Source organism: Variovorax sp. VaC1, assembly GCF_043658315.1.
In the GTDB taxonomy this organism is placed as follows: Bacteria; Pseudomonadota; Gammaproteobacteria; order Burkholderiales; family Burkholderiaceae_C; genus Variovorax.
Window position 1 is genome coordinate 576,890 of record NZ_JBIGLT010000001.1, and the last position, 23,087, is coordinate 599,976.

General features: G+C 66.1%; 20 protein-coding genes. 13 read left to right on the forward strand and 7 right to left on the reverse strand.

Annotated elements, in window-relative coordinates:
* The first annotated feature begins 142 nt into the window (after positions 1–142).
* The 4 genes from ACGLHS_RS02855 (at position 143) to ACGLHS_RS02870 (ending at position 6,210) form a co-directional block, all read left to right on the forward strand.
* Positions 143–2,578 carry a DNA internalization-related competence protein ComEC/Rec2 gene (locus tag ACGLHS_RS02855; RefSeq protein WP_394478153.1) on the forward strand — a complete coding sequence of 812 codons (2,436 nt, stop codon included), beginning with the start codon at positions 143–145 and terminating at the stop codon, positions 2,576–2,578.
* 202 nt (positions 2,579–2,780) lie between these two features.
* Positions 2,781–3,626 carry an oxepin-CoA hydrolase, alternative type gene (locus tag ACGLHS_RS02860; protein ID WP_394476653.1) on the forward strand — a complete coding sequence of 282 codons (846 nt, stop codon included), beginning with the start codon at positions 2,781–2,783 and terminating at the stop codon, positions 3,624–3,626.
* A gap of 95 nt (positions 3,627–3,721) precedes the next feature.
* On the forward strand, positions 3,722–5,224 hold the full coding sequence (locus ACGLHS_RS02865; protein WP_394476655.1) for a circularly permuted type 2 ATP-grasp protein: 1,503 nt from the start codon (positions 3,722–3,724) through the stop codon (positions 5,222–5,224).
* A gap of 29 nt (positions 5,225–5,253) precedes the next feature.
* On the forward strand, positions 5,254–6,210 hold the full coding sequence (locus ACGLHS_RS02870) for an alpha-E domain-containing protein (RefSeq protein ID WP_093237115.1): 957 nt from the start codon (positions 5,254–5,256) through the stop codon (positions 6,208–6,210).
* 58 nt (positions 6,211–6,268) lie between these two features.
* Here ACGLHS_RS02870 and ACGLHS_RS02875 read toward each other — a convergent pair whose 3' ends face one another.
* From ACGLHS_RS02875 to ACGLHS_RS02885, 3 genes are all read right to left on the reverse strand, one after another.
* Positions 6,269–6,916, reverse strand: coding sequence for a glutathione S-transferase family protein (locus tag ACGLHS_RS02875; protein WP_394476657.1), 648 nt, complete (start codon positions 6,914–6,916; stop codon positions 6,269–6,271).
* Positions 6,917–6,922: 6 nt separating this feature from the next.
* Positions 6,923–7,213, reverse strand: coding sequence for a muconolactone Delta-isomerase (locus tag ACGLHS_RS02880; RefSeq protein WP_394476659.1), 291 nt, complete (start codon positions 7,211–7,213; stop codon positions 6,923–6,925).
* A 96-nt stretch (positions 7,214–7,309) separates the two neighbouring features.
* On the reverse strand, positions 7,310–7,999 hold the full coding sequence (locus ACGLHS_RS02885) for a type 1 glutamine amidotransferase domain-containing protein (RefSeq protein ID WP_394476661.1): 690 nt from the start codon (positions 7,997–7,999) through the stop codon (positions 7,310–7,312).
* Positions 8,000–8,296: 297 nt separating this feature from the next.
* On the opposite strand from ACGLHS_RS02885, the gene ACGLHS_RS02890 reads away from it, so the two are divergent.
* Positions 8,297–9,241, forward strand: a complete 945-nt coding sequence (locus tag ACGLHS_RS02890) for a GlxA family transcriptional regulator (RefSeq protein ID WP_394476663.1) — start codon at positions 8,297–8,299, stop codon at positions 9,239–9,241.
* Between the two features lie 68 nt (positions 9,242–9,309).
* Here the strand turns inward: ACGLHS_RS02890 and ACGLHS_RS02895 are convergent, their stop codons facing one another.
* The 3 genes from ACGLHS_RS02895 to ACGLHS_RS02905 form a co-directional block, all read right to left on the reverse strand.
* Positions 9,310–10,878, reverse strand: a complete 1,569-nt coding sequence (locus ACGLHS_RS02895) for a phosphoethanolamine transferase (protein WP_394478155.1) — start codon at positions 10,876–10,878, stop codon at positions 9,310–9,312.
* Between the two features lie 239 nt (positions 10,879–11,117).
* Positions 11,118–12,614, reverse strand: coding sequence for a glycerol kinase GlpK (glpK, locus tag ACGLHS_RS02900; RefSeq protein WP_394476665.1), 1,497 nt, complete (start codon positions 12,612–12,614; stop codon positions 11,118–11,120).
* Between the two features lie 35 nt (positions 12,615–12,649).
* On the reverse strand, positions 12,650–13,420 hold the full coding sequence (locus ACGLHS_RS02905; RefSeq protein WP_093237117.1) for a DeoR/GlpR family DNA-binding transcription regulator: 771 nt from the start codon (positions 13,418–13,420) through the stop codon (positions 12,650–12,652).
* 121 nt (positions 13,421–13,541) lie between these two features.
* On the opposite strand from ACGLHS_RS02905, the gene glpD reads away from it, so the two are divergent.
* The 8 genes from glpD (at position 13,542) to ACGLHS_RS02945 (ending at position 22,271) form a co-directional block, all read left to right on the forward strand.
* A complete protein-coding gene (gene glpD / locus ACGLHS_RS02910) occupies positions 13,542–15,203 on the forward strand; it encodes a glycerol-3-phosphate dehydrogenase (RefSeq protein ID WP_394476668.1) in 1,662 nt (553 codons plus the stop codon).
* 25 nt (positions 15,204–15,228) lie between these two features.
* Entirely contained in the window at positions 15,229–16,302 is a 1,074-nt protein-coding gene (locus ACGLHS_RS02915; protein WP_394476670.1) for an ABC transporter ATP-binding protein, read from the forward strand.
* A gap of 2 nt (positions 16,303–16,304) precedes the next feature.
* Positions 16,305–17,375 carry an ABC transporter ATP-binding protein gene (locus ACGLHS_RS02920; RefSeq protein WP_093237120.1) on the forward strand — a complete coding sequence of 357 codons (1,071 nt, stop codon included), beginning with the start codon at positions 16,305–16,307 and terminating at the stop codon, positions 17,373–17,375.
* A 145-nt stretch (positions 17,376–17,520) separates the two neighbouring features.
* Positions 17,521–18,411 (forward strand): carbohydrate ABC transporter permease, encoded by an 891-nt coding sequence (locus tag ACGLHS_RS02925; RefSeq protein ID WP_394476673.1) that lies wholly within the window; start codon positions 17,521–17,523, stop codon positions 18,409–18,411.
* The gene (locus tag ACGLHS_RS02930; protein ID WP_093237122.1) at positions 18,408–19,220 is read left to right on the forward strand and encodes a carbohydrate ABC transporter permease; all 813 of its coding nucleotides are present in this window, start codon (positions 18,408–18,410) and stop codon (positions 19,218–19,220) included. The genes ACGLHS_RS02925 and ACGLHS_RS02930 overlap by 4 nt, the downstream gene beginning before the upstream one ends.
* 15 nt (positions 19,221–19,235) lie before the next feature.
* Entirely contained in the window at positions 19,236–19,544 is a 309-nt protein-coding gene (locus ACGLHS_RS02935; protein WP_093237123.1) for a DUF2160 domain-containing protein, read from the forward strand.
* Positions 19,545–19,635: 91 nt separating this feature from the next.
* The gene (locus tag ACGLHS_RS02940; RefSeq protein ID WP_093237124.1) at positions 19,636–21,366 is read left to right on the forward strand and encodes an ABC transporter substrate-binding protein; all 1,731 of its coding nucleotides are present in this window, start codon (positions 19,636–19,638) and stop codon (positions 21,364–21,366) included.
* A gap of 197 nt (positions 21,367–21,563) precedes the next feature.
* Positions 21,564–22,271, forward strand: coding sequence for a hypothetical protein (locus ACGLHS_RS02945; protein WP_394476676.1), 708 nt, complete (start codon positions 21,564–21,566; stop codon positions 22,269–22,271).
* Positions 22,272–22,288: 17 nt separating this feature from the next.
* Here the strand turns inward: ACGLHS_RS02945 and ACGLHS_RS02950 are convergent, their stop codons facing one another.
* Positions 22,289–23,020: a tetratricopeptide repeat protein gene (locus tag ACGLHS_RS02950; protein WP_394476679.1), complete on the reverse strand. Its 732-nt coding sequence runs from the start codon at positions 23,018–23,020 to the stop codon at positions 22,289–22,291.
* Positions 23,021–23,087 lie beyond the last annotated feature (67 nt).

Below are 23,087 nucleotides of genomic sequence, written 5' to 3' on the forward strand. Positions count from 1 at the left end.
CATCGAAAAGATGTCTCTGGTGAGACGCATACTAGCCCAGAAGCCAAGCAATTAACGCGCCACTGAGCGTGGGTTCGGGGAGGGTTTGCATCATGTGTTCCGAGGTTCTTCGGTGACGCCGTCGCGCGCGTCCGGCCATGCCATGGCCGGGTCGTGGGCCTTCGCCATGCTGGGCGGTTCGGTGTGGGGCGCGGCCCTGCAATTGCAGCAAGCGGTGCTCTGGAACGCGTGGGTCTATGCCGCATCGCTGCCTGTCGCGGTCGTTGTCATGGGATGGTCATGTCGGCCTTCTTCGGTGCTGCGGCGCGGGTCGGGCAAGGGGCTTCTGGCGGTCGCGCTGGTGTGCGGCGCAATGGCCGGTGCGGGGCAGGCCGGTTGGCGTGCCGCGATCCATGCGGGCGGCGCGTTGGACCCGGCGCTCGAAGGGCGCGACCTGCAAGTCACCGGCGTGGTGTCGGAGATGCCGCAGCGTGGCGAGGCGGCAACCCGCTTTCGGCTCGAGGTCGAGTCGGCGCGCTGGGCTGGCACCGGCGCCAGTGCCGATGCACCGCCGGCCGTGCCGGAGCGCATCGCCCTGGGCTGGTATGCCGAGAACACCGGCCTGTGGGGTCGCTCTTCCGAAGAGCGGACGCCTTCCACCAGCACCGTGGGCGCGCCGCACGCCGGCGAGCGATGGCGCCTGACGGTGCGGCTCAAGGCGCCGCACGGCAACCTCAACCCTCATGGCTTCGACAGCGAACTGTGGATGTGGGAGCAGGGCGTGCAAGCCAACGGCTATGTGCGAAGCGGCGCGCGCGATGCGGCACCCGTGCGCGTGGGGATCACATGGCTGCACCCCATCGAACGGGCGCGGGAGGCCGTGCGCGATGCGGTGTTCGAGCGCGTGCCCGATCGTGGCCAGGCCGGCGTGATCGCAGCGCTGGTCACCGGCGACCAGGGTGCGATCGACCGCGCCGGCTGGGATGTCTTTCGCGCGACCGGCGTGGCGCACCTGATGTCGATCTCGGGGCTGCACGTGACGATGTTTGCCTGGCTCGCCGCGCACATCGTCGGCCTGCTCTGGCGCCGCAGCAGCCGGTTGATGCTGTGGCTGCCGGCGCAGCAGGCCGCGCTGGCCGGCGGCGTGCTGCTGGCCACGTTCTACGCGCTGTTCAGTGGCTGGGGCGTGCCGTCGCAGCGCACGGTCTGGATGCTGGCGACCGTCGCGCTGCTGCGCCTGGCAGGGCGGCGCTGGCCCTGGCCGCATGTGTGGCTGCTGACGGCCGCGGTGGTGGTGGCGCTCGATCCGTGGGCCTTGATGCAGGCCGGCTTCTGGCTCAGTTTCGTGGCCGTGGGCGTGCTGTTTGCGACCGACCTCGCCGCGCCGGGCGCGGTGAAACGGGGCATTCGGGCACAGGTGTGGCAGCTGTTGCGCGAGCAATGGGTCATCACGCTTGCGATCACGCCGCTGAGCCTGCTGCTGTTCCAGCAGGTGTCGCTGGTGGGGCTGCCCGCCAATGCGATCGCGATTCCGTGGGTCACGCTGGTGGTGACGCCGTTGGCCATGCTCGGCGTGGCCGTGGCGCCCCTGTGGGATCTTGCGGCCTGGGCCGTGCATGCGCTGGCGGTGCTGCTGCAATGGGGTGCCGGCCTGCCCCATGCCACGCTGTCGATGGCCGCGCCGCCCGGATGGATGGCCGCGTGCGGCGTGGCGGGTGGCGTGCTGCTCGCCATGCCATTGCCTTGGTCGCTGCGCACCTTGGGCCTGCCGCTCCTGTTGCCGGTGCTGCTGTGGCAGGCACCGCGGCCCGCAGCCGGCGAGTTCGAATTGCTGGCGGCGGACATCGGGCAGGGCAATGCGGTGCTGGTGCGCACCGCCACGCACAGCCTGCTCTACGACGCCGGGCCGCGCTACAGCCTCGAAAGCGATGCCGGCCATCGCGTGCTGGTGCCGCTCCTGCGCGCCCAGGGCGAGCGGCTCGATATGCTGCTGCTGAGCCACCGCGATGCAGACCACACCGGCGGTGCTGCCGCCGTGCTGGCGATGCAGCCGCAGGCCGCGCTGTTGAGTTCCATCGAGCCCACGCACCCGCTGCGCTCGTTGCGCCCCGGTGCGGTGTGCGAGGCCGGCCAGCAATGGACCTGGGACGGCGTGCATTTCGAGGTGCTGCATCCACTGGTTTCCGACTACCGGGCTGGCGTCAAGTCGAATGCGATTTCATGCGTCTTGCGCATCGGCAATGGCCGTGCGACCGCACTGCTGGTTGGCGACATCGAACGCGACCAGGAGCGCGTGCTGGTGCAGCGGAATGCGGCGCTTGCGGCTGACGTGCTGCTGGTGCCTCACCACGGCAGCAAGTCTTCGTCGAGCGAATTGCTGCTCGACGCCGTGCAGCCACGCATCGCGCTGGTGCAGGCGGGCTACCGCAACCGTTTTGGGCATCCGGCGGCAGAGGTCGTTGCGCGCTACGAGGCGCGCGGAACACGGGTCGTCGACAGCGTCAGGTGCGGCGCCGCCCTCTGGCGTAGCACCCGCGCCGGCGACGTGGATTGCGAGCGCGAGCGCAGTGCGCGCTACTGGCAACACGCCCTGCCCTGAAACGGCATCCGCCGGTGAGAAGGACCGCCGACAAACCTTTGAAATGTGAATAAATTCTCAAAAGAACGGCGATACATTGGTTGCCGAGTCTGGCAATGAGGAGTCCGATCCGTTGGAGCGATCCAACGCATACACAACATTCAGGGGACACGATGCGCAACGACAACGGCCAGCGGCAGCGGTGGCTTTCCAGGCGGACGCCATGACGGCCGCCGTTCCCGCCATCACCAGCGCCAGCGCGGCATCCGCCCCCGGCGCCCGGCTCAAGATGCACCGCGAAGGCCCGGTGCTGATCCTGACGCTCAGCAACCCCGCCGCGCGCAACGCGATCAATCCATCGGTCTACCGCGCGGCCGCCAAGGCGATACGGGCCACCTCGGGCTTTCGCACCGTGCGCGCGATCGTGCTGTGCGGGGAGGGCGAGCATTTCAGCGGCGGTGGCGACCTGCGGCGGCTGGCTCGCCAGCGCAAGCTGCCGCCGGCCGAGCAGCACGGCCACATCGAGGCTCTGCACGAATGGATCATGGCCATCGAGGAAGCGCCCCAGCCGGTCATTGCCGCGGTCGAGGGCGCGGCCATGGGCGGTGGTTTCTCGCTGTGCCTGGCCTGCGACCTGATCGTCGCGGCAGAGGATGCGAAGTTCGCGATGTCCTATGTCAACGTCGGGCTGACACCCGATGGCGGTGCCACCGATTCGCTCGCGCGCTCGCTGCCGCCGCAGGCCGCGCTTGAAATGCTGCTCGATGGCGCGCCGTTTACCGCCGACCGGCTTCATGGCTGGGGCGTGGTCAACAAGGTCGTGCCGCATGGCACCGCCGGCGCCACGGCGCTCGAATGGGCCCAGCGGTTGGCGCGCGGGCCGTTCGAGGTGCAGGCGCGCATCAAGCAGCTTGTGCACTCCGCACGCGGCCGCAGCCGGCGCGAACAGCTCGAGGCCGAGCGCGAATCCTTCGTCGCCAGTCTTTACAGCGACGAAAGCGGCGAACGCATCAAGGAATTCCTGTCGCCCCGCAAGAAGCGGGTGCCGGACGAAGGCTCCGAGCCATAGCAAGAAAAGTCTCGCGGCCCGTCTCCAGCCAGCAGATTAGGGGTTTCACTGGCCCTGAACTTGCTAAGCTATGGCTCAAGGAGATTGGTCGTTCCATGCACAAATTCGATGAGATGTATGAGCAGTTGCCCTACGCAGGGGCTGCAATCCGACAGCACTACAAGCGCTACGACCAATGGCTCGCGAAGCAACCCGGTGAGGTGATGCGTTCGCGGCGCGAAGAGGCGGAAATGATTTTCCGCCGGGTCGGCATCACCTTCGCGGTGTACGGCGCCAAGGATGAAGACGGCTCCGGCACCGAGCGGCTCATCCCGTTCGACCTGCTGCCCCGCATCATTCCCGCCCACGAGTGGGACAGCATGGAAAAGGGGCTGGTGCAGCGCGTCACGGCGCTCAACCGCTTCCTGCATGACGTCTACCACGACCAGGAAATCATCAAGGCCGGCATCATCCCGGCTGAGCAGATCCTGAACAACGCGCAGTTCCGCCCCGAAATGATGGGCGTCACGGTGCCGCACAACGTCTACTCCAACATCTCGGGCATCGACATCGTGCGTGCCCCCGATGCCGACGGCAACGGCGAGTACTACGTGCTCGAAGACAACCTGCGCGTGCCCAGCGGCGTGAGCTACATGCTCGAAAACCGCAAGATGATGATGCGGCTCTTTCCCGAGCTGTTCAACCAGAACCGCATCGCGCCCGTGGCGCACTACCCCGACCTGCTGCTCGAAACATTGCGTGCCAGCGCGCCGGCCGCCACGGCCGAGCCCACGGTGGTGGTGCTCACGCCCGGCATGTACAACAGCGCCTACTTCGAGCACGCGTTCCTAGCGCAGCAGATGGGCGTGGAGCTGGTCGAAGGGCAAGACCTGTTCGTGAAGGACAACTTCGTCTACATGCGCACCACGCGCGGGCCGAAGCGCGTCGACGTGATCTATCGCCGCGTCGACGACGATTTCCTCGACCCCGAGGTGTTCCGCCCCACGTCCACGCTTGGTTGCGCCGGCCTCATGCGCGCCTACCGCGAAGGCAACGTCGTGATCTGCAATGCGGTGGGCACCGGCGTGGCCGACGACAAGTCGATCTACCCCTACGTGCCGAAGATGGTCGAGTTCTACCTCGGCGAAAAGCCGATCCTGAAGAACGTGCCCACCTACATGTGCCGCAACAAGGACGAGTTGCAGTACACGCTCGACAACATGAAGGACCTGGTCGTCAAGGAAGTGCACGGCGCCGGCGGCTACGGCATGCTCATCGGCCCGGCCGCCACGCAGGCCGAGATCGAAGACTTCAAGAAGGCCGTGATCGCCAAGCCCGACGGCTACATCGCGCAACCCACGCTGAGCCTGTCGACCTCGCCCACCTTCGTCGACGCCGGCATCGCGCCGCGCCACATCGACCTGCGCCCCTTCGTGCTCTCGGGCAGCGAGGTGCAGATGGTGCCCGGCGGCCTCACGCGCGTGGCGCTGAAAGAAGGTTCGCTGGTGGTCAACTCGTCGCAGGGCGGTGGCACCAAGGACACCTGGATCCTCGAAGCCGACCGCAAGCCCAAGGCCCCTGCGCAAGCGCAGTCGCAAAGCCAATCGTCATCGGTCTGAGTGCAGGCAAGGAATTAGGAGAACAAACGATGCTTTCACGCACCGCCGACCACCTCTACTGGATGTCCCGCTACACCGAGCGCGCCGAGAACACCGCGCGCATGCTCGACGTCAACTACCAGACCTCGCTGCTGCCGCAGTCCGCCGAAGTCGCCAAGTACGGCTGGCAAGGCGTGTTGTCCATCAGCGAACTGCTGCCTTGGTACAACCAGAAGTACGAGCAGATCACGCCCAACGAGGTGATGGAGTTCATGGTCAAGGACGAGAGCAATGCCTCGTCGATCGTCTCCTGCCTCAAGGCCGCGCGCGAGAACGCGCGTGCCGTGCGCGGCGCGCTCACCACCGAGGCGTGGGAAACGCAGAACACCACCTGGCTCGAAGTCAACCGCATGCTGCGCGCAGGCGACTTCGAACGCGACCCCGGGCAGTTCTTCGAATGGGTCAAGTTCCGCTCGCACCTCTCGCGCGGCGTGACGCTCGGCACGATGCTGCAGGACGAGGCCTTCTACTTCTCGCGCCTGGGCACTTTTCTCGAACGTGCCGACAACACGGCGCGGCTGGTCGACGTGAAGTTCCACGCTCTCAACAGCGAGTTCTTCGGCGCCGCCACCGAGGAAGACCAAGAGTACGACTTCTATCACTGGAGCGCGATCCTGCGCAGCGTCTCGGCCTTCGAGGTCTACCGCAAGGTGTACCGCGACGTGATCAAGCCCGAGCGCGTGGCCGAGCTGCTGATTCTTCGCGCCGACATGCCGCGTTCGCTGCATGCCAGCCTGGTCGAGGTGGTCAACAACCTCGCGAAGGTTCAGAACGAGCAGAGCGCCGAAACGCAGCGCCGCGCCGGCAAGCTGTTGGCCGACCTGCAATACGCGCGTGTCGACGAGATCCTGGCCACTGGCTTGCACGCTTACCTCACGCAGTTCCTCGACCGCGTGAATGAACTGGGCGGGCGCATCAGCCAGGACTTCCTGGTGCCTGCGCACTGAAAAGAGCGGCGCGCAACCAGCCTAAGCGTTTCGCTAGACGGGTTCTGCGCCTCGATGCTCAGGCTGGATTCTTCACGCTCGGGCGTTCGTACATCCTGTTTTTCCAGGCGAGCAACGCCGTGTATTCCTCCGGCACCGGGATGATGTTTTCGTAGCCGGCAAACATCAGCCCGCCCAGCACCGTGATGTCGGCCATCGAAAAGGCGTCGCCAGCCACGTACGGTTGGCTTTGCAGGACCTTGTCGAAGTACCGCATGCCCTGAAGTGCCTTGTCTCGATGCATGCGACCCCATTCGGTTCGCGCCGCCCACTCGGGGCTCTTGTAGGGCAGCACACGGTCTCCCAGTCCTGTCGTGGCGTGGTGAAAGTAAATCCCAACCGCATCGATGAGTTCCGACTCGGCACGCTTTTGCATCATGTGAATCATGGCCTTCTGTCGCGCGGTGCGTCCCGTCAACGTCGGCTCACCGTCGAGGTTGTCCAGGTACTCCGTGATGGCCGTGCATTCGGAAATGAAGGTGCCGTCGTCGAGCTCGAGCACGGGGACCGTGCCGGTCGGGTTCATGGCCAGAAACGCGGCTTGCTTGTGCTCCGCCGCCGGCAAGTCGACTTTCACGAACTCGACTTGAGAAGCAAGCGCTTTCTCTGCAAGAACCACCCGAACCCGAAAGGGGTTGGGAAAGCTTGGCGCGTCATGGATCTTCATGTCGCATCAGCCGGGACTTGAGGCGAGCGCCCCAGGATGCCGCGCAAGCGGCAGAACCCGAACCGTCATGAACGGGAACAGGGGAAGCGACGACAGGACTTCATGCAGCCGATCGTGATCAGGGACGTTGAACACGGAGACGCTGCCGAACTTTCCTGCGATCCGCCAAAGGTGCAGCCATTCACCTGCGAGTTGGTATTCGGCGGACGCGATCTTCTCGCGGGCCTGCAGTTCGGCAAGGCGAGATGGATCGATCGCATCGGGAATCTTGACGTCGATCTCGACGAAGTACAGCATGGTTGCGACTTTCGATGAAGGAAGCGGCCGGGCAGTGGCCCGCCTTTCGGTTGATGGGTGTGAGGCGCGAACAGCGCGCGCCTCTCCGAGGATGGGTCAGGCCACCGAGACCGGGCTGCTGCCGGTGATTGCGGCGAGCAGCACGATCGCGTACTCGGAGGCGGATTGCTGGTTTTGGCCTGTCACCAGCTTTCCGTCCTTGACGACATACGGGTCGTTGTTGCCAAGACGGGAGTAGAGCGAACCCGTCTCTTCCAGTACCGTTTGCGGATAGTGCGGGATGAGAAATTCGGGGCCGAACATCTTCTGCAGACCCAGGTCGGCCTCGAGCGTGTAGCCCGTGGTGCGCTTGCCGCGAATTCGCTCCGGAATGTTGCCCAAGGCGATGGCGCCGTGGCAGATCGCACCCACGATCTTGTCCTTGGCCCAGAAATGCTCGAGCGCATTGCCCACATCGGCGTTGGGATACAGGTCGAAAGTCGCACCGCGTCCACCGGCAACGTGAACGGCGTCGTATGCGGCTAGGTCCACATCGGACAGCTTCAGTGTCGTGTCGAGCTTGGCGACCAATGCCTTGTCGGAGAGATAGCCCTTGCTGACCAGATCCTCGGCCTCGAGCGAATTCGCGAAGTAAGGGTCGCTGTAGGCGTCATAGACAACCTTGCCGCCGTTGGGGCTGGCGAAGTCGATTTCGATGCCCCGCTCGATTAGGTGCCAGTAGGGGTGCGTGACTTCCGACAGCCAGAAAGCAGTTTCGGAGCCGGAGATGATGAACAGAACTTTCATGTGGAACCTGATGTGTGATGCCATCACCCCGGTGGCTTGCGCGCATGCGACTTGGCCGGGATGACAACAACCGTCTGACAAAAACTGATCGCTGCGATGTTCCGCACCGGTCAGGTCGTTGAATGCCGATGAAGGGCTTGGCTGTTTGGGTGTGGGCTGCGAATGTGGGGTCCGGTGTCTTGTCGAATGGCGAGCAATACGCTCGGGATGGAACGAATGTAGGATCGCTGCGCGTGGCGGCAACGTCATAGTTGCCACCTTTCATGCCATCCAGAGATTTCCACCACGGAGAGCGCCATGCTCAAGATCGGCTTCATCGTCAACCCCGGCTTCCAGATCATGAGTCTCACGGCGATGACCGTGTTCGAGTTCGCCAACTACGCCGGAAAGAAGCCCGTCTACAACGTGCAACTGCTGTCTGAACACGGCGGACCGGTCGTCAACTCCCTTGGCTTTTCGATGGAGACCAAGGCACTCGGCAGCTTTGCATTCGACACTTTCATCGTCGCGGGACCACCCGTCCCCGACGTTGTTCCTCCCGGCGTTCTTGCGTTTCTGGGCAACGCCGCAAAGAAGGTGCGTCGCATCGCATCCATCTGCACGGGGGCCTTTGCCTTGGCGGAGGCGGGTGTTCTCGACGGGCGGCGAGTGACGACGCACTGGGTCGTCGCGCGCGAGATGGCGCAGCGCTACCCCGCCGTCAAGGTCGAAGAGGACCGCATCTACATCGCTGACGGGAACGTGTGGACCTCTGCGGGCATGACCGCCGGACTGGACCTTGCGCTTGCCATGCTCGAAGACGACTGCGGCGTACAGATCGCTCGACAGGTTGCCCGATCACTCGTGATGTACCACCGGCGTGCCGGAGGGCAATCCCAGTTCTCGAGTCTGCTCGAGGTGGCCCCGAAGTCCGACCGGATCCAGCGTGCGCTGACGCATGCGCGGCAGAACCTGAAGAGTGTCCTGTCGATCGAGGAACTCGCCTATGTGGCGAACATCAGCCCGCGGCAATTCAGCCGGCTGTTTCATGCGGAGACAGGCCATACGCCAGCGAAGGCGGTCGAAAATCTTCGGCTTGAGGCGGCTCGCCTGATGATGGAAGAGGGGAATCATCCGATCGAACTGATTGCCCGCGAGACGGGCTTTGCAGATCGGGAGCGCATGCGTCGCGCGTTCATTCGTGCCTTCGGCCAGCCACCGCAAACTGTCAAGCGGGGAGCACGCGACGCGGAAGAAGCCTGAACGGCAAGGACGAACATGCGCACGCGGCGCATGTCCTGTTCAGCCGCAGTTCGTCGGGCGCAAGCGCGCTAGCGCGAAAACGACTCCACGGCCACCGGAATCTTCGGCGCCTCCCAGCGGTAGCCTTCCGCCAGCACATCGCGCTCGGGCCTCTGCCCGCTCCACTGGATGTGCAACAGGTCCATCAAGGTCCAGCCGGTCCAGTCCGCGCGAAAGGGCTGCTGCGTTGCGGCGCCGGCCGGCAGCGCCTCGGTGTTGCGCCAGATCACCGCCGGAATGCGGTAGCCCGAAGCGGTCGAGGGGCTGTGGCCCGCGCGGTCGCTGCCGTGCCCGACCTCCTGGCCGTGGTCCGACAGGTACATCCACGCGCGGTAGTCGCCGGGCTTGCCGGTGCTGCGGGTCTGCTGCAGAAGCTCCGACACCACGAAGTCGTGATACAGCAGCGCCGCGTCGTATTCCTGGCGGAAGCGGCGCACCCAGGCGGGGCGGCCGTTGTTCACCAGACCGGTTTCCACCGCATCGACGTGGTCGTCGAACGGGTTGGCGTTCTCCGGAAAGCGCAGGCTGTAGTGGGGGTGTGCGCCCATGAGGTGGACCACGATCAGCTTGCGGTCGGTGCTCGCGTCTTCGAGCGCCTCCTGCACGCAATCGAGGATCTCGCCGTCGAGCGATGCACTCGCCCGGCCGGGTGTGCGGTTGACCATGTCCACCACGTTGGCAAAGCGCGCGTGCTGCTGCTCGATGGCCAGGTCGTCGTGGTTGCTGATCCACCAGACCTTGTAGCCCGCCGCGCGCGCCAAGGCCAGCAGGTGCGGCGGGTTCTCGTTGTTCTCGCCCTGGGGCAGGCCGAAATGGAACATGTTGCGCAGCGCGGGCAGGGTGCTCGCGTCGACCGACCATGCGTTCTGCAGCACCGCCATCTGCTCGCCGGCCTGCGCCTTGTGCGCCAGCAGGCGCGGCGTGGTCGGGCGGCCGTAGCCGTACAGCGCCATGTTGTCGCGGTTGATGCTGTCGGTGATGACGAGCACGACCGTGGACGGCCCGGCCTTGGTGAAAACGGGCGCCACGGCCCTGGCCTGCGCCAGCGACCGGTCGCGCACTTCCTGCTGGTTGGCCCAGGCGCCGCGCAAGGTCTGCACCGAGTGCGACCACTGGGCCCAGAAGATGGCCGGATGCAACCGGCGCCACGGTTTGCTTGCATACGCCACGCAGGCAACCAGCAGAAGCACGAGCACGATAGACCGCGTCCAGAACGGCAGGCGAGTACGCGCGGGAGCTGCTGCCGCATCGGCCACGGCACCGCGCCGCGCGAACACGCCCACCAGCGCACCGGCGATGAGGAGCGCACCCGACCAGATGACGGCGGAGCGCCAGTGCATCTGCAGGTATTCGCCGCTCTCGCGTGCGTTGGTGTTGGCGGCCGCGCCCAGCACCATCGCACCATCGGGCGCGGCCTGGTAGGTGTCGAGCAGGTAGGCGCGCACCACGCCGTCGAGCGCGAAGCCCATCGCCCAGAGCCAGACGGCCACCGTGCGCACGCGGCGCATGCGCGCGCTGCGCAAGGGCCATGCGAGCCACAGCACCAGGGGCAGGGCGAGCACCGCGAGCTGGGCGGTGCGGCGGCCATCGTGGCCCATGGCGATCAGTGCCAGCAAGGTGGCGCCAACCACGCCGCAGGCGAGCAGTCCGTGGGTGCGGGAAGCGCTCCGGGGAGCGGTCGCTTCGGAGGGTGGGGTTGTCAAAAGGGCGGCGCTGCAGATCGGAGGGGCGGGCGGATTCTGCCCCGCCGCATGCGCCGCAACCCCCAGTGTCCCGATGTCCGCGAGGTCTTTGGGGGACTTTGGAGGGCTTTGGAGAAAGGGCTGTGGCAGCCGCTTCAGGCGGCGGTGGCCTGCCGCACCGCGCGCTCCCAGCGCGCCATCGATTCCTCGGCCTGCGCGCGGCCCATGGTGGGCATGAAGCGCCGTTCGATCTTCCACAGCTTCGACAGCTGGCGCGCGTCGCTGTACACGCCGGTCGACAGACCCGCCAGGTAAGCGGCGCCGAGCGCGGTGGTTTCGATCACCTCGGGCCGCACCACGGGAATGCCCAGCAGGTCGGCCTGGAACTGCATCAGCAGGTCGTTGACGCTTGCGCCGCCATCCACGCGCAGCTCGGCCACCGGCTTTCCGCCGGCTGCCACCGCGTCGCGGCTCATGGCCTGCAGCAACGCAGCGCTCTGGTAGGCGATGCTTTCGAGCGCGGCGCGCGCGATGTGCGCGACGGTGGTGCCGCGCGTCAGGCCGGTGATGGTGCCGCGCGCATCTGCATCCCAGTAGGGCGCGCCCAGGCCGGTGAAGGCCGGCACCATCATCACGCCGCCTGCGTCGGGCACGCTCTCGGCCAGCGACTGCACTTCGGCGCTGCCCTTGATGGCCTTCAGGCCGTCGCGCAGCCACTGCACCACGGCGCCGCCGACGAACACGCTGCCTTCCATCGCGTACTGGGGCGTGGTGTCGGTCTGCGCGGCGCTGGTCACGAGCAGGCCGTTCTGCGAGGGCTGGAAGGCGCTGCCGGTGTGCATCAGCAGGAAGCAGCCGGTGCCATAGGTGTTCTTGGCCATGCCGGCCTCGAAGCAGGCCTGGCCGAAGAGGGCGCTCTGCTGGTCGCCCGCCACGCCACCGATGGGCAGCGCACGGCCGAGCAGTGCGGCGTCGGTGTCGGCGAAGTGCGAGCTCGATGGCTGCACCTTCGGCAGCAGCGCGGCAGGGATCTTCAGCGCCGCGAGCAGGTCGGCATCCCATTCGTTGGTGTGCACGTTGAAGAGCATGGTGCGCGAGGCATTGCTCACGTCGGTCACGTGCGCCTTGCCGCCCGTGAGCTGCCACATGAGCCAGCTGTCGACCGTGCCGAAGGCCAGTTCGCCGCGTTCGGCCTGCGCGCGTGCGCCGGGCACGTTGTCGAGCAGCCAGCGCAGCTTGGTGCCGGAGAAGTACGCGTCGATCACCAGCCCGGTCTTCTCGCGGATGGTGTCGCTCATGCCTTCGTCGCGCAGCTGCGCGCACAACGGCTCGGCGCGCCGGTCTTGCCAGACGATGGCGTGGTGCACCGGCTGGCCGGTGGCGCGGTTCCACAGCACGGTGGTCTCGCGCTGGTTGGTGATGCCGATGGCGTGGATGTCGCTCGGCTTGAGCTTGGCCTTGACCAGCACTTCGCGTGCCGTGGCGAGTTGGCTGCGCCAGATTTCCATCGGGTCGTGCTCGACCCAGCCCGGCTGCGGATAGATCTGCGTGAGCTCCTTCTGCGCGATGGCGACGATGTGGCCTTCGCGGTCGAACACGATGCTGCGCGAGCTGGAGGTGCCCTGGTCGAGGGCGAGCAGGTAGGTCGTCATTCGGTCGTCGTTCTTTCTTGCGGGTCGGCTTGTCTTCAGTTGTCGCGTGCGATCTCGAGCCGCACCTGCGCGTCCTGCAGCAGCTGGGCAAAAGGCGCCGGCGGCTCCGCGTCGGTGAACAGGCGGTCGATCTGCGACAGCGTGCCCAGCTGGATCATCGCGGGCCGGTTGAACTTGCTGGCGTCCGCCGCGAGCCATACCTCGCGCGCCTGCGCGATGATGGTCTGCGCCACCTTCACCTCGCGCAGGTCGAAGTCGCGCAGCGAGCCGTCGGCCTCGATGCTCGAGACGCCGATCAGCGCGATGTCGACCTTGAACTGGCGGATGAAGTCGATGGTGGCCTCGCCCACGATGGCGCGGTCGCGCGGGCGCACCGAGCCGCCCGCCACGATCACCTCGCACCCGCTGTTGCCGCTCAGGATGGTGGCCACGTTCAGGTTGTTGGTGATCACGCGCAGGCCCGTGTGGCGCAGCAGTGCCTTGGCGACGGCCTCGGTGGTGGTGCCGATGTTCAGGATCAGCGAGCAGTCGTTGGGCACCAGCTCGGCCACGCGGCGGGCAATGCGCGCCTTGCCTTCGGCGTGCAGGGTTTCGCGCTGCTGGTAGCCGATGTTCTCGGTGGTCGAGCTGGGCACGCGCACGCCGCCGTGGAAACGCGTGAGCAGCCCTTCGTCGGCCAGCCGCTGCACGTCGCGGCGCACGGTCTGCAGCGTCACGCCGAGCATGTCGGCAAGCTGTTCGACGGTGACGGACCCGCGCGTACGCACGGTGTCCAGGAGGTTGATCTGGCGCGGATTGGAGTTCACAGGGGCGTCGTGGAAGGCAGGAAGACTGCGGGCAAGGGTACAGCGCGTGTCACTGTAAAACGAAAGAAAACGAATCAACTAAGGGAAAACTCGGAGGAAAATCGCGCTCAAAGGAACCTAAATGAAAAAACTCGAAAATACAATGACCGACGTCGGTGACGAAAGTCACATTCCTGCGGACCCTTCTGCGGACCTTATTTCCGTGAGCGATTTCACCACCCAAGCACCCGGCCAGGCCTCCGACTGCGACGTCCTGATCGTCGGCGGCGGCATCAACGGCTGCGGCATCGCACGCGACCTCGCGGGCCGCGGCTGGCGCGTGGTGCTGTGCGAGAAGGACGATCTTGCCTCGCACACCTCGTCTTCTTCCACCAAGCTGATTCACGGCGGGCTGCGCTACCTCGAGTACTACGAGTTTTCGCTGGTGCGCAAGGCGCTCCAAGAGCGCGAAGTGCTGCTCAAGAGCGCGCCGCACATCATGTGGCCGCTGCGCTTTGTCATGCCGCACGACCCGTCGATGCGCCCGGCCTGGATGATCCGCATCGGCCTGTTCATGTACGACCACCTGGCCAGGCGCGAGGTGTTGCCCGGTTCGCGCAGCGTCGACCTGCGCCAGCACGCGGCCGGCGCACCGCTCAAGAACCAGTACAAGCGCGGCTTCATCTACTCGGACGGCTGGGTCGACGACGCGCGGCTGGTAGTGCTCAACGCGCTCGATGCCCAATCGCGCGGGGCCGAGATCCTTACCCGCACCCGCTGCATCCATGCGCAGCGCGGCAGCGACGGCTGGGTCGCCACGCTCGAGGGCCCCGATGGCCAGCGCCGCACCGTGCGCGCCCGCGCCGTGGTCAATGCCGCGGGGCCGTGGGCCGAATCGTTCCTGCGCGGCGTGGCGCAGTCGGCCAAGGGCGAGGCGCTGGCCACCAAGAGCCTGCGGCTCGTGAAGGGCAGCCACATCGTGGTGCCGCGCCTGTTCGAGCACGACCACGCCTACATCTTCCAGAACCCCGACAAGCGGATCATCTTCGCCATCCCCTACCAGGACGAGTTCACGCTGATCGGCACCACCGACATCGAACTCACCGGCGACGACCCCGGCGCCGCGCGCATCGCGCAGGAAGAGATCGACTACCTCTGCACCCAGGCCAGCCGCTACTTCGAAAAGCCCATCGTGCCGGCCGACGTGGTCTGGACCTACTCGGGTGTGCGCCCGCTGCTGGACGACGCATCGGGCGACCCCTCTGCCGTCACGCGCGACTACATGCTGGAGTCGAACACCACCGCCGCGCCGCTGCTGTCGGTGTGGGGCGGCAAGATCACCACCTTCCGCAAGCTGGCCGAAGACGCGGCCGACGAGGTCGGCAAGATGCTGGGCCAGTCGTCCGCGCAGCGCCCGGCCTGGACCGACGGCGCCTTTCTCGCGGGTGGCGACCTGTCGGCCTGGATCGGCGCCGCAAAAAGGCCCGACGACGATTTCGAGCGCTTCGTGGCCGCCGTGCGCGAAAAGTACACCTGGCTCGCCGCCAGGCTGGCACGCCGGCTGGCGCGTGGCTACGGCGCCCGCGTGGCGCAGCTGCTCGGCGATGCGCAATCGATGGCCGACATGGGCGCCGAAGTGGCGCCGGGCCTGCACGAGCGCGAACTGCGCTTTCTGCAAGACCACGAATGGGCCGTGAGCGCGCAAGACGTGCTCTGGCGCCGGTCGAAGCTGGGGCTGCACTACACGCCCCAGGAACGTGAGCAGGTGGCGATCTGGCTGCAGGCTCACGCAAAGAACACCTGATCAAGAAAAGAAGCGAGGGAGGCTCATGCAACTGACGCTGGAGCGTGTCACCAAGAAGGTCGGCGCGCAGACATGGCTCTACGAGCAGAGCATCGCGCCCCGCAGCGGGGCCGTCACGGTGCTGCTGGGCGCCACGCAGGCCGGCAAGACCAGCCTGATGCGCCTGATGGCGGGGCTCGACGCGCCGACCACCGGCAAGGTGCTGGTCGACGGGCAAGACGTGACCGGCATGCCGGTGCGCGAGCGCAACGTGGCGATGGTCTACCAGCAGTTCATCAACTACCCCTCCCTCAAGGTCTTCGACAACATCGCCTCGCCGCTCAAGCTGCGCGGCGAAACGAACATCGACGCCCGCGTGCGGGCCCTGGCCGACAAGCTGCACATCGGCATGTTCCTCGAGCGCCTGCCGGCCGAGCTGTCGGGCGGGCAGCAGCAGCGCGTGGCGCTGGCGCGCGCGCTTGCCAAGAACGCGCCGCTGATGCTGCTCGACGAGCCGCTGGTCAACCTCGACTACAAGCTGCGCGAGGGCCTGCGCGAAGAACTCACGCAGCTCTTTGCCTCGGGCGACTCGACGGTCATTTACGCCACCACCGAGCCTGGCGAAGCGCTGCTGCTCGGCGGCTACACGGCCGTCATGGACGCGGGCGAACTGCTGCAGTACGGCCCGACCGCCGAGGTGTTCCATGCGCCGCAGTCGCTGCGCGTGGCGCGCGCCTTCAGCGATCCGCCGATGAACCTGCTGGCCGCCACCGCCGCGGCCGGCCAGGTGCAACTGGCCGGTGGGCCGGCGCTGCCGCTGGGCTTGCCCGAGGGTGTGTCGGGTGCTGTCACCGTCGGCTTGCGCGCGAGTGCGCTCAACGTCGGCGCGGGGGAGGGCGACATCGCCTTGCCCGGCAAGGTGGAGCTGGCCGAGATCTCGGGCTCCGACACCTTCGTGCACGTCGAAACGGCGGTGGGCGAGTTGGTGGCCCAGCTCACCGGTGTGCATCGCTTCGAGCTGGGCGCCGCGATCACGCTGTACTTCAGCGCATCGCAGGCCTATGTGTTCGATGCCAGCGAGAGGCTGGCGCGCGCGCCGGCATGGCGCAAAGGAGACTAGTCATGGCACGCATCGACCTGGACCTGGCCCACGCCTACCGCCCCAACCCCACGCAGGACAGCGACTACGCGCTGCTGCCGCTGCAGATGAGCTTTCGCGACGGGGGCGCCTATGCCTTGCTCGGCCCTTCGGGCTGCGGCAAGACGACCATGCTCAACATCATCTCGGGCCTGCTGGTGCCTTCGCAGGGCACGGTGAAGTTCGACGGCCGCGACATGACGCGCGCCACGCCGCAAGAACGCAACATCGCGCAGGTGTTCCAGTTCCCGGTGATCTACGACACCATGACCGTGGCCGAGAACCTTGCGTTTCCGCTGCGCAACCGCAAGGTGCCCGAAGACCAGATCAAGAAGCGCGTGGGCGAGATCGCCGAAATGCTCGACATGAGCGGCCAGCTCAACCAGCGTGCGGCCGGGCTCGCGGCCGATGCCAAGCAGAAGATCTCGCTCGGGCGCGGGCTGGTGCGCAGCGACGTGTCGGCCGTGCTGTTCGACGAGCCGCTCACGGTGATCGACCCGCACCTGAAGTGGCAGCTGCGCCGCAAGCTCAAGCAGATCCATCGCGAGCTGAAGCTCACGCTGATCTACGTCACGCACGACCAGGTCGAGGCGCTCACCTTCGCCGAAGAAGTGGTGGTCATGACGCGCGGCAAGGCCGTGCAGGTGGGCAGCGCCGAAGCGCTGTTCGAACGGCCGGCCCATACCTTCGTCGGCCATTTCATCGGTTCGCCGGGCATGAACTTCCTGTCGGCCAACAGCATGAACGGCGCGCTCGAAGTGGCGGGCACGCCGCTGGTGCCGACGCGCGACCTGCCGCAAGGCCCGCTGAAGATCGGCATTCGCCCCGAGTACCTGCGCCTGTCGAACGCCGGCGCCGCCGGTGCCGTGCCGGCGGTGGTCAAGCAGGTGCAGGACGTCGGCACGCACGCGATGCTGAGCGCCGAAGCCGACGGCAGCGTCATCAAGGTGCGGCTGCATTCGGACGAGCGGCCGCCCGCGGTGGGCGATACCGTGTGGCTGCGCGTGCTGGACACGCACACCTGCTACTACTTCAACGAGGAACTGGTGGCATGAAGCTCGTGTTCACGGCCAGCACGGCGCATTCGTCTTTCTCCCACCCCTCCCGGGGGAGGGCCGGGGTGGGGGCAAGCGGCGCATCCATCGCGCGCTCTGCCTGCCCCCATCCCAACCTTCCCCCAGCGGGGGAAGGAGCAACACCATGAACGCAACCAACAAACCCATCAACCAAAAAGCCTGGTGGCTGGTGCTGCCCGTGCTGATCTGCGTCGCCTTCTCGGCCATCGTGCCGCTGATGACGGTGGTCAACTACTCGGTGCAGGACATCATCTCGCCCGACCGCCGCGTGTTCGTGGGCACCGAATGGTTCGCCGCGGTGATGCGCGACGACGAACTGCACGAGGCGCTGCTGCGGCAGCTCGGCTTCTCGTTCTCGGTGCTGCTGGTCGAGATTCCGCTGGGCATCGCGCTGGCGCTGTCGATGCCGGCCAAGGGCTGGAAGTCATCGGCGGTGCTGGTGGTGGTGGCGCTGTCGCTGCTGATTCCATGGAACGTGGTCGGCACCATCTGGCAGATCTACGGCCGGGCCGACATCGGGCTGCTGGGGCATGCGCTGCAGACCCTGGGCATCGAATACAACTACACCGGCAACGCCGCCGACGCCTGGCTCACGGTGCTGGTGATGGACGTGTGGCACTGGACGCCGCTGGTGGCGCTGCTCTGCTATGCGGGCCTGCGCTCGATACCCGACGCCTACTACCAGGCCGCGCGCATCGACGGCGCGAGCAAGTTCGCGGTGTTCCGCTACATCCAGCTGCCCAAGATGCGCGGCGTGCTGATGATCGCGGTGCTGCTGCGCTTCATGGACAGCTTCATGATCTACACCGAGCCCTTCGTGCTGACGGGCGGCGGTCCGGGCAATGCCACCACCTTCCTGAGCCAGTACCTCACGCAGAAGGCCGTCGGGCAGTTCGACCTGGGGCCGGCGGCTGCGTTCTCGCTGATCTACTTCCTCATCATCCTGCTGCTGTGCTTCGTGCTCTACAACTGGATGCAGCGGGTAGGGACGCAAGAGGTGGAGAAGGAACAATGAACGAGAAAAGATTCCACAAGCGCAGCATCTTCCTGGTGCTGTACATCCTGTTCGCGCTGTTGCCCATCTACTGGATGATCAACATGAGCTTCAAGACGAACGAGGAAATCCTTTCGCATTTCTCGTTCTTCCCGCAGCACCTGACCTGGGCCAACTACGCGCGCATCTTCACCGACGAGTCGTGGTACTCGGGCTACATCAACAGCCTGATCTACGTGGCGATCAACACGGTGATCTCGCTCACCGTGGCGCTGCCCGCGGCCTATGCGTTCTCGCGCTACTCGTTCCTGGGCGACAAGCACGTGTTCTTCTGGTTGCTCACCAACCGCATGACGCCGCCCGCGGTGTTCTTGCTGCCGTTCTTCCAGCTGTACACCACCGTGGGCCTCATGGACACGCACCTGGGCGTGGCACTGGCGCACCTGCTGTTCAACGTGCCGCTCGCGGTGTGGATTCTCGAAGGCTTCATGAGCGGCATCCCGCGCGAGATCGACGAGACGGCGTACATCGACGGCTACTCGTTTCCGCGCTTCTTCGTCACCATCTTCCTGCCGCTCATCAAGGCCGGCGTGGGCGTGGCAGCGTTCTTCTGCTTCATGTTCAGCTGGGTCGAGCTGCTGCTGGCGCGCACGCTCACGAGCGTGAACGCCAAGCCGATCGTGGCGACCATGACGCGCACCGTCAGCGCCTCGGGCATGGACTGGGCCACGCTGGCCGCGGCCGGCGTGCTGACCATCGTGCCGGGTGCCATCGTCATCTGGTTTGTCCGTCACTACATCGCGAAGGGTTTCGCGATGGGCCGCGTTTAAGTCAAGGAGCACCGCATGTTCAACTGGATGGTCTGGACCACCCCGGTGGCCGTGTTCTTCAGCTGCATCGCGCTCATGCTGGTCGGCATGACGGTGTGGGAGATCAAGTCGCCCACCACGATGCGGCGCGGCTGGCTGCCGATCGAAACCACGCGCGGCGACCGCCTCTTCATCGGCCTGCTGGCCGCCGCCTACATCAACCTGGCCTTCATCGGGCTGGCCGGCAAGTTCCAGGAGTGGATGAGCCTGGAGGCCGAGCCTTCGATCTGGATCAGCTTCGTGATTTCGATGGCCGTCCTTGCCTTGGTGATGCGCAAGGGCTGAGCCGCACGGGTTTTCGACAAACGTCCGGCTCTCCGCATCCCCGGAGCCGCGACAGGACACAACGGGGAGCACCAACCGAGGAGACACAGTCATGAAGATGCGCTACACGGCACTGGCAATGGCGGCGGCGATGTTCGCCACGCACGGCGCTTGGGCTGGCGAGGCCGAAGCCAAGAAATGGATCGACACCGAATTCCAGCCATCGACCTTGTCGAAAGACAAGCAGATGGAAGAAATGAAGTGGTTCATGGAAGCGGCCAAGAAGCTGCAGGGCAAGGGGGTGAAGGAGATCGCGGTCGTGTCGGAAACGCTGACCGTGCACGAGTACGAATCGAAGACGCTGGCCAAGGCCTTCGAGGAAATCACCGGCATCAAGGTCAAGCACGACATCATCCAGGAGGGTGACGTGGTCGAGAAGCTGCAGACCTCGATGCAGTCGGGCAAGTCGATTTACGACGGCTGGATCAACGACTCCGACCACATCGGCACGCACTACCGCTACGGCACCGCATTGGCGCTGACCGACCAGATGACGGGCGCGTGGAAGGACTACACCAACCCGGGCCTCGACCTGAAGGACTTCATCGGCACCAGCTTCACCACGGCGCCCGACAAGAAGATGTACCAGCTGCCCGACCAGCAGTTCGCCAACCTGTACTGGTTCCGCGCCGACCTGTTCGCGCGCAAGGACCTGCAGGACAAGTTCAAGGCCAAGTACGGCTACGACCTGGGCGTGCCGATCAACTGGTCGGCCTACGAAGACATCGCCGCCTTCTTCAGCGAAGACGTCAAGACCATCGACGGCAAGCCGATCTATGGCCACATGGACTACGGCAAGAAAGACCCGTCGCTGGGCTGGCGCTTCACCGATGCATGGCTGTCGATGGCCGGTGCCGCCGACAAGGGCATTCCCAATGGCCTGCCGATCGACGAATGGGGCATCCGCGTGGCCGACGACAAGTGCACGCCCGTGGGCGCGGCCGTGTCGCGCGGCGGTGCGACCAACTCGCCGGCTTCGGTCTATGCGCTCACCAAGTACATCGACTGGATGAAGAAGTACGCGCCCAAGGAAGCCATGGGCATGACCTTCGGCGAATCGGGCCCGGTGCCCGCGCAAGGGCAGATCGCGCAGCAGGTGTTCTGGTACACCGCGTTCACGGCCGACATGATCAAGCAGGGCCTGCCGGTGGTGAACGCCGACGGCACGCCGAAGTGGCGCATGGCCCCCGGCCCGCATGGCCCGTACTGGAAGGACGGCATGCAGAACGGCTACCAGGACGTGGGCTCGTGGACTTTCCTGAAGTCCAACGACCCTGACCGCGCGGCCGCGGCATGGCTCTACGCGCAGTTCGTGACCTCGAAGACGACGTCGCTGAAGAAGTCGATCGTCGGCCTGACCTTCATTCGCGACAGCGACATCCGCTCGGACTACTTCACGAAGAACGCAGCCAAGTACGGCGGCCTGATCGAGTTCTATCGCAGCCCCGCGCGCGTGGCTTGGACGCCGACCGGCAACAACGTGCCCGACTACCCCAAGCTCGCGCAGCTCTGGTGGAAGAACGTGGCCGTGGCCGTGACGGGCGAGAAGACGCCGCAGGCCGCCATGGACAACCTGGCCAACGAGATGGACGACGTGATGGGCCGCCTGCAACGCGCGGGCATGGCCAACTGCGCGCCCAAGCTCAATGCGAAGGGCGATCCGAACAAGTGGCTGAGCAGCGAGCAGGCCCCGTGGAAGAAGCTGGCGAACGAGAAGCCGAAGGGCGAGACCGTGGCTTACGACAAGCTGCTGACCGCCTGGAAGGAAGGCCGCGTCAGGTAAGTAGACAAGGCTCAGGCCTTTCTTTCTCCCTCCCCCTCCGGGGGAGGGCAGGGGTGGGGGCACGGCGGCGCATCAATTGCTCTCGGTGCTATCGCCGTCAGCCCGGTCAACGCCGCTTGCCCCCATCCCAACCTTCCCCCAAAGGGGGAAGGAGCAAAGACAATGGCGCGGACTCTCTGGCTTTCTTCCGCCGCCTCATGAACATCCAATTCCGCTGCGACCCCGCGCTGTTCGACCTGCTGCCGCGCCCGGTGCCGGCCAAGGCCGCGCTGCCCGACTGGCTGCGCCGGATGGCGCCCAGGGTGCCTTCGCCGGTGCACCAGCGCAGCATCCGCACCGTCAAGCAATGCCCGCCGTTCGTCGATGCGATGACGCACGGCTTCATGGTCCTGCTGCCATGCGATGTGACCGTCGGGGCTGGGCGCTTCAGCTGGGACTGGCCCTTGCCCGCGCTGTCGGTGCCTGGCCATCCACGTGCACCACTGAGCTTTCACGTGCCCGAGCAGATCGCCGGTTCGCCACTTGCGCATGGCGCGCGCTCGGCCATCAAGTTCAACAGCTTCTGGACGGTGGAGATCGACGAGGGCTGGTCGCTCATGGCCGTTCACCCGATCAACCGCGACGATCTGCCGTTCAGGCTGGTCACGGGGCTGGTCGATGCGGATCGATTCAACGAGGTCGGCATCAACTTTCCCGCGGTCTGGACCGATCCCGCATTCAACGGCGTGCTGCCACGGGGCACGCCGGTCGCGCAGTGCTATCCGGTGCCACGCGAGCCGCTGGACCTGTCTTGCGAGCCCATGAGCACGGCACAGGTGCAGGGCTACGAGCAACTGGCCGACAAGATCATGGCCGGGCCGGGCGTCTACCGGAAGTCGTTCCGCAGCAAGCGCGGCGCGGGCTGAAACTCAGGAAGCTGCGCTCAGGCGGGCGTGCTTCGCAGCGCCGCGCGCAGCTCGTCCAGGTTGAGCCACAGGCGTCCGGTGGGCGCCGTCGAAAGCGCGTGCGCAATGCGCCCGAAGGTGCTCTCGTGCAAGCGATAGGCACGGCCATAGGCCTGCATCGCTTCGTCCATCCGGCCCGTCTCCTGCAGCACGATGCCCAGATTGACTTCCACTTCGGCCCGTGGCGGCGAGACGCGCAGCACCTGCCGCAGCGCATCGGCCGCACCGTCGAAGTCGCGCAGGTCCTGCAGCACCAGCGCCAGCTCGAACCAGGCCGCGCCACGCGCAGGCGCCAGCGCGGTGGCGCGCCGCAGCGCGTGTGCGGCGTCGGGCCATCGGCCTGCGGCCCTGAGCGTCGTGCCGAGTGCGTGCAGCGCCTGCTCGCGTCCGGGCAGCAAGGCCACGGCGCGTTCGTGATGCTGCAGCGCCAGCGGAATGTCGCCGCTGGCACGCGCCATGTCGCCGGCCATCAGCAGCGAAGGGCCGTGGTCCGGCCGCAGCGCGAGGCTTTCGGTGATGGACGCCTGGGCCTGTGCAAGGTCGCCGGCTTCCATCTGAAGGCGTGCCAGCAACTGAAGCACGGCGGGGTGGGGCGGGTGCGTGGCCTTCGCGTGTTCGCACAGCTGTCGCGCACGCGACGCATCGCCTGCGTTCACGAGGCGTATCGCCAGCTCGATCAGTTGTTCGACGGAAGCGGGTGAAGTGGGCATGGGTGTAAGGGCTGGCCGTCGAATGTAGCGTTTCGTGTCCCGGCCAGCGGGTGTCGACCGTCTGATT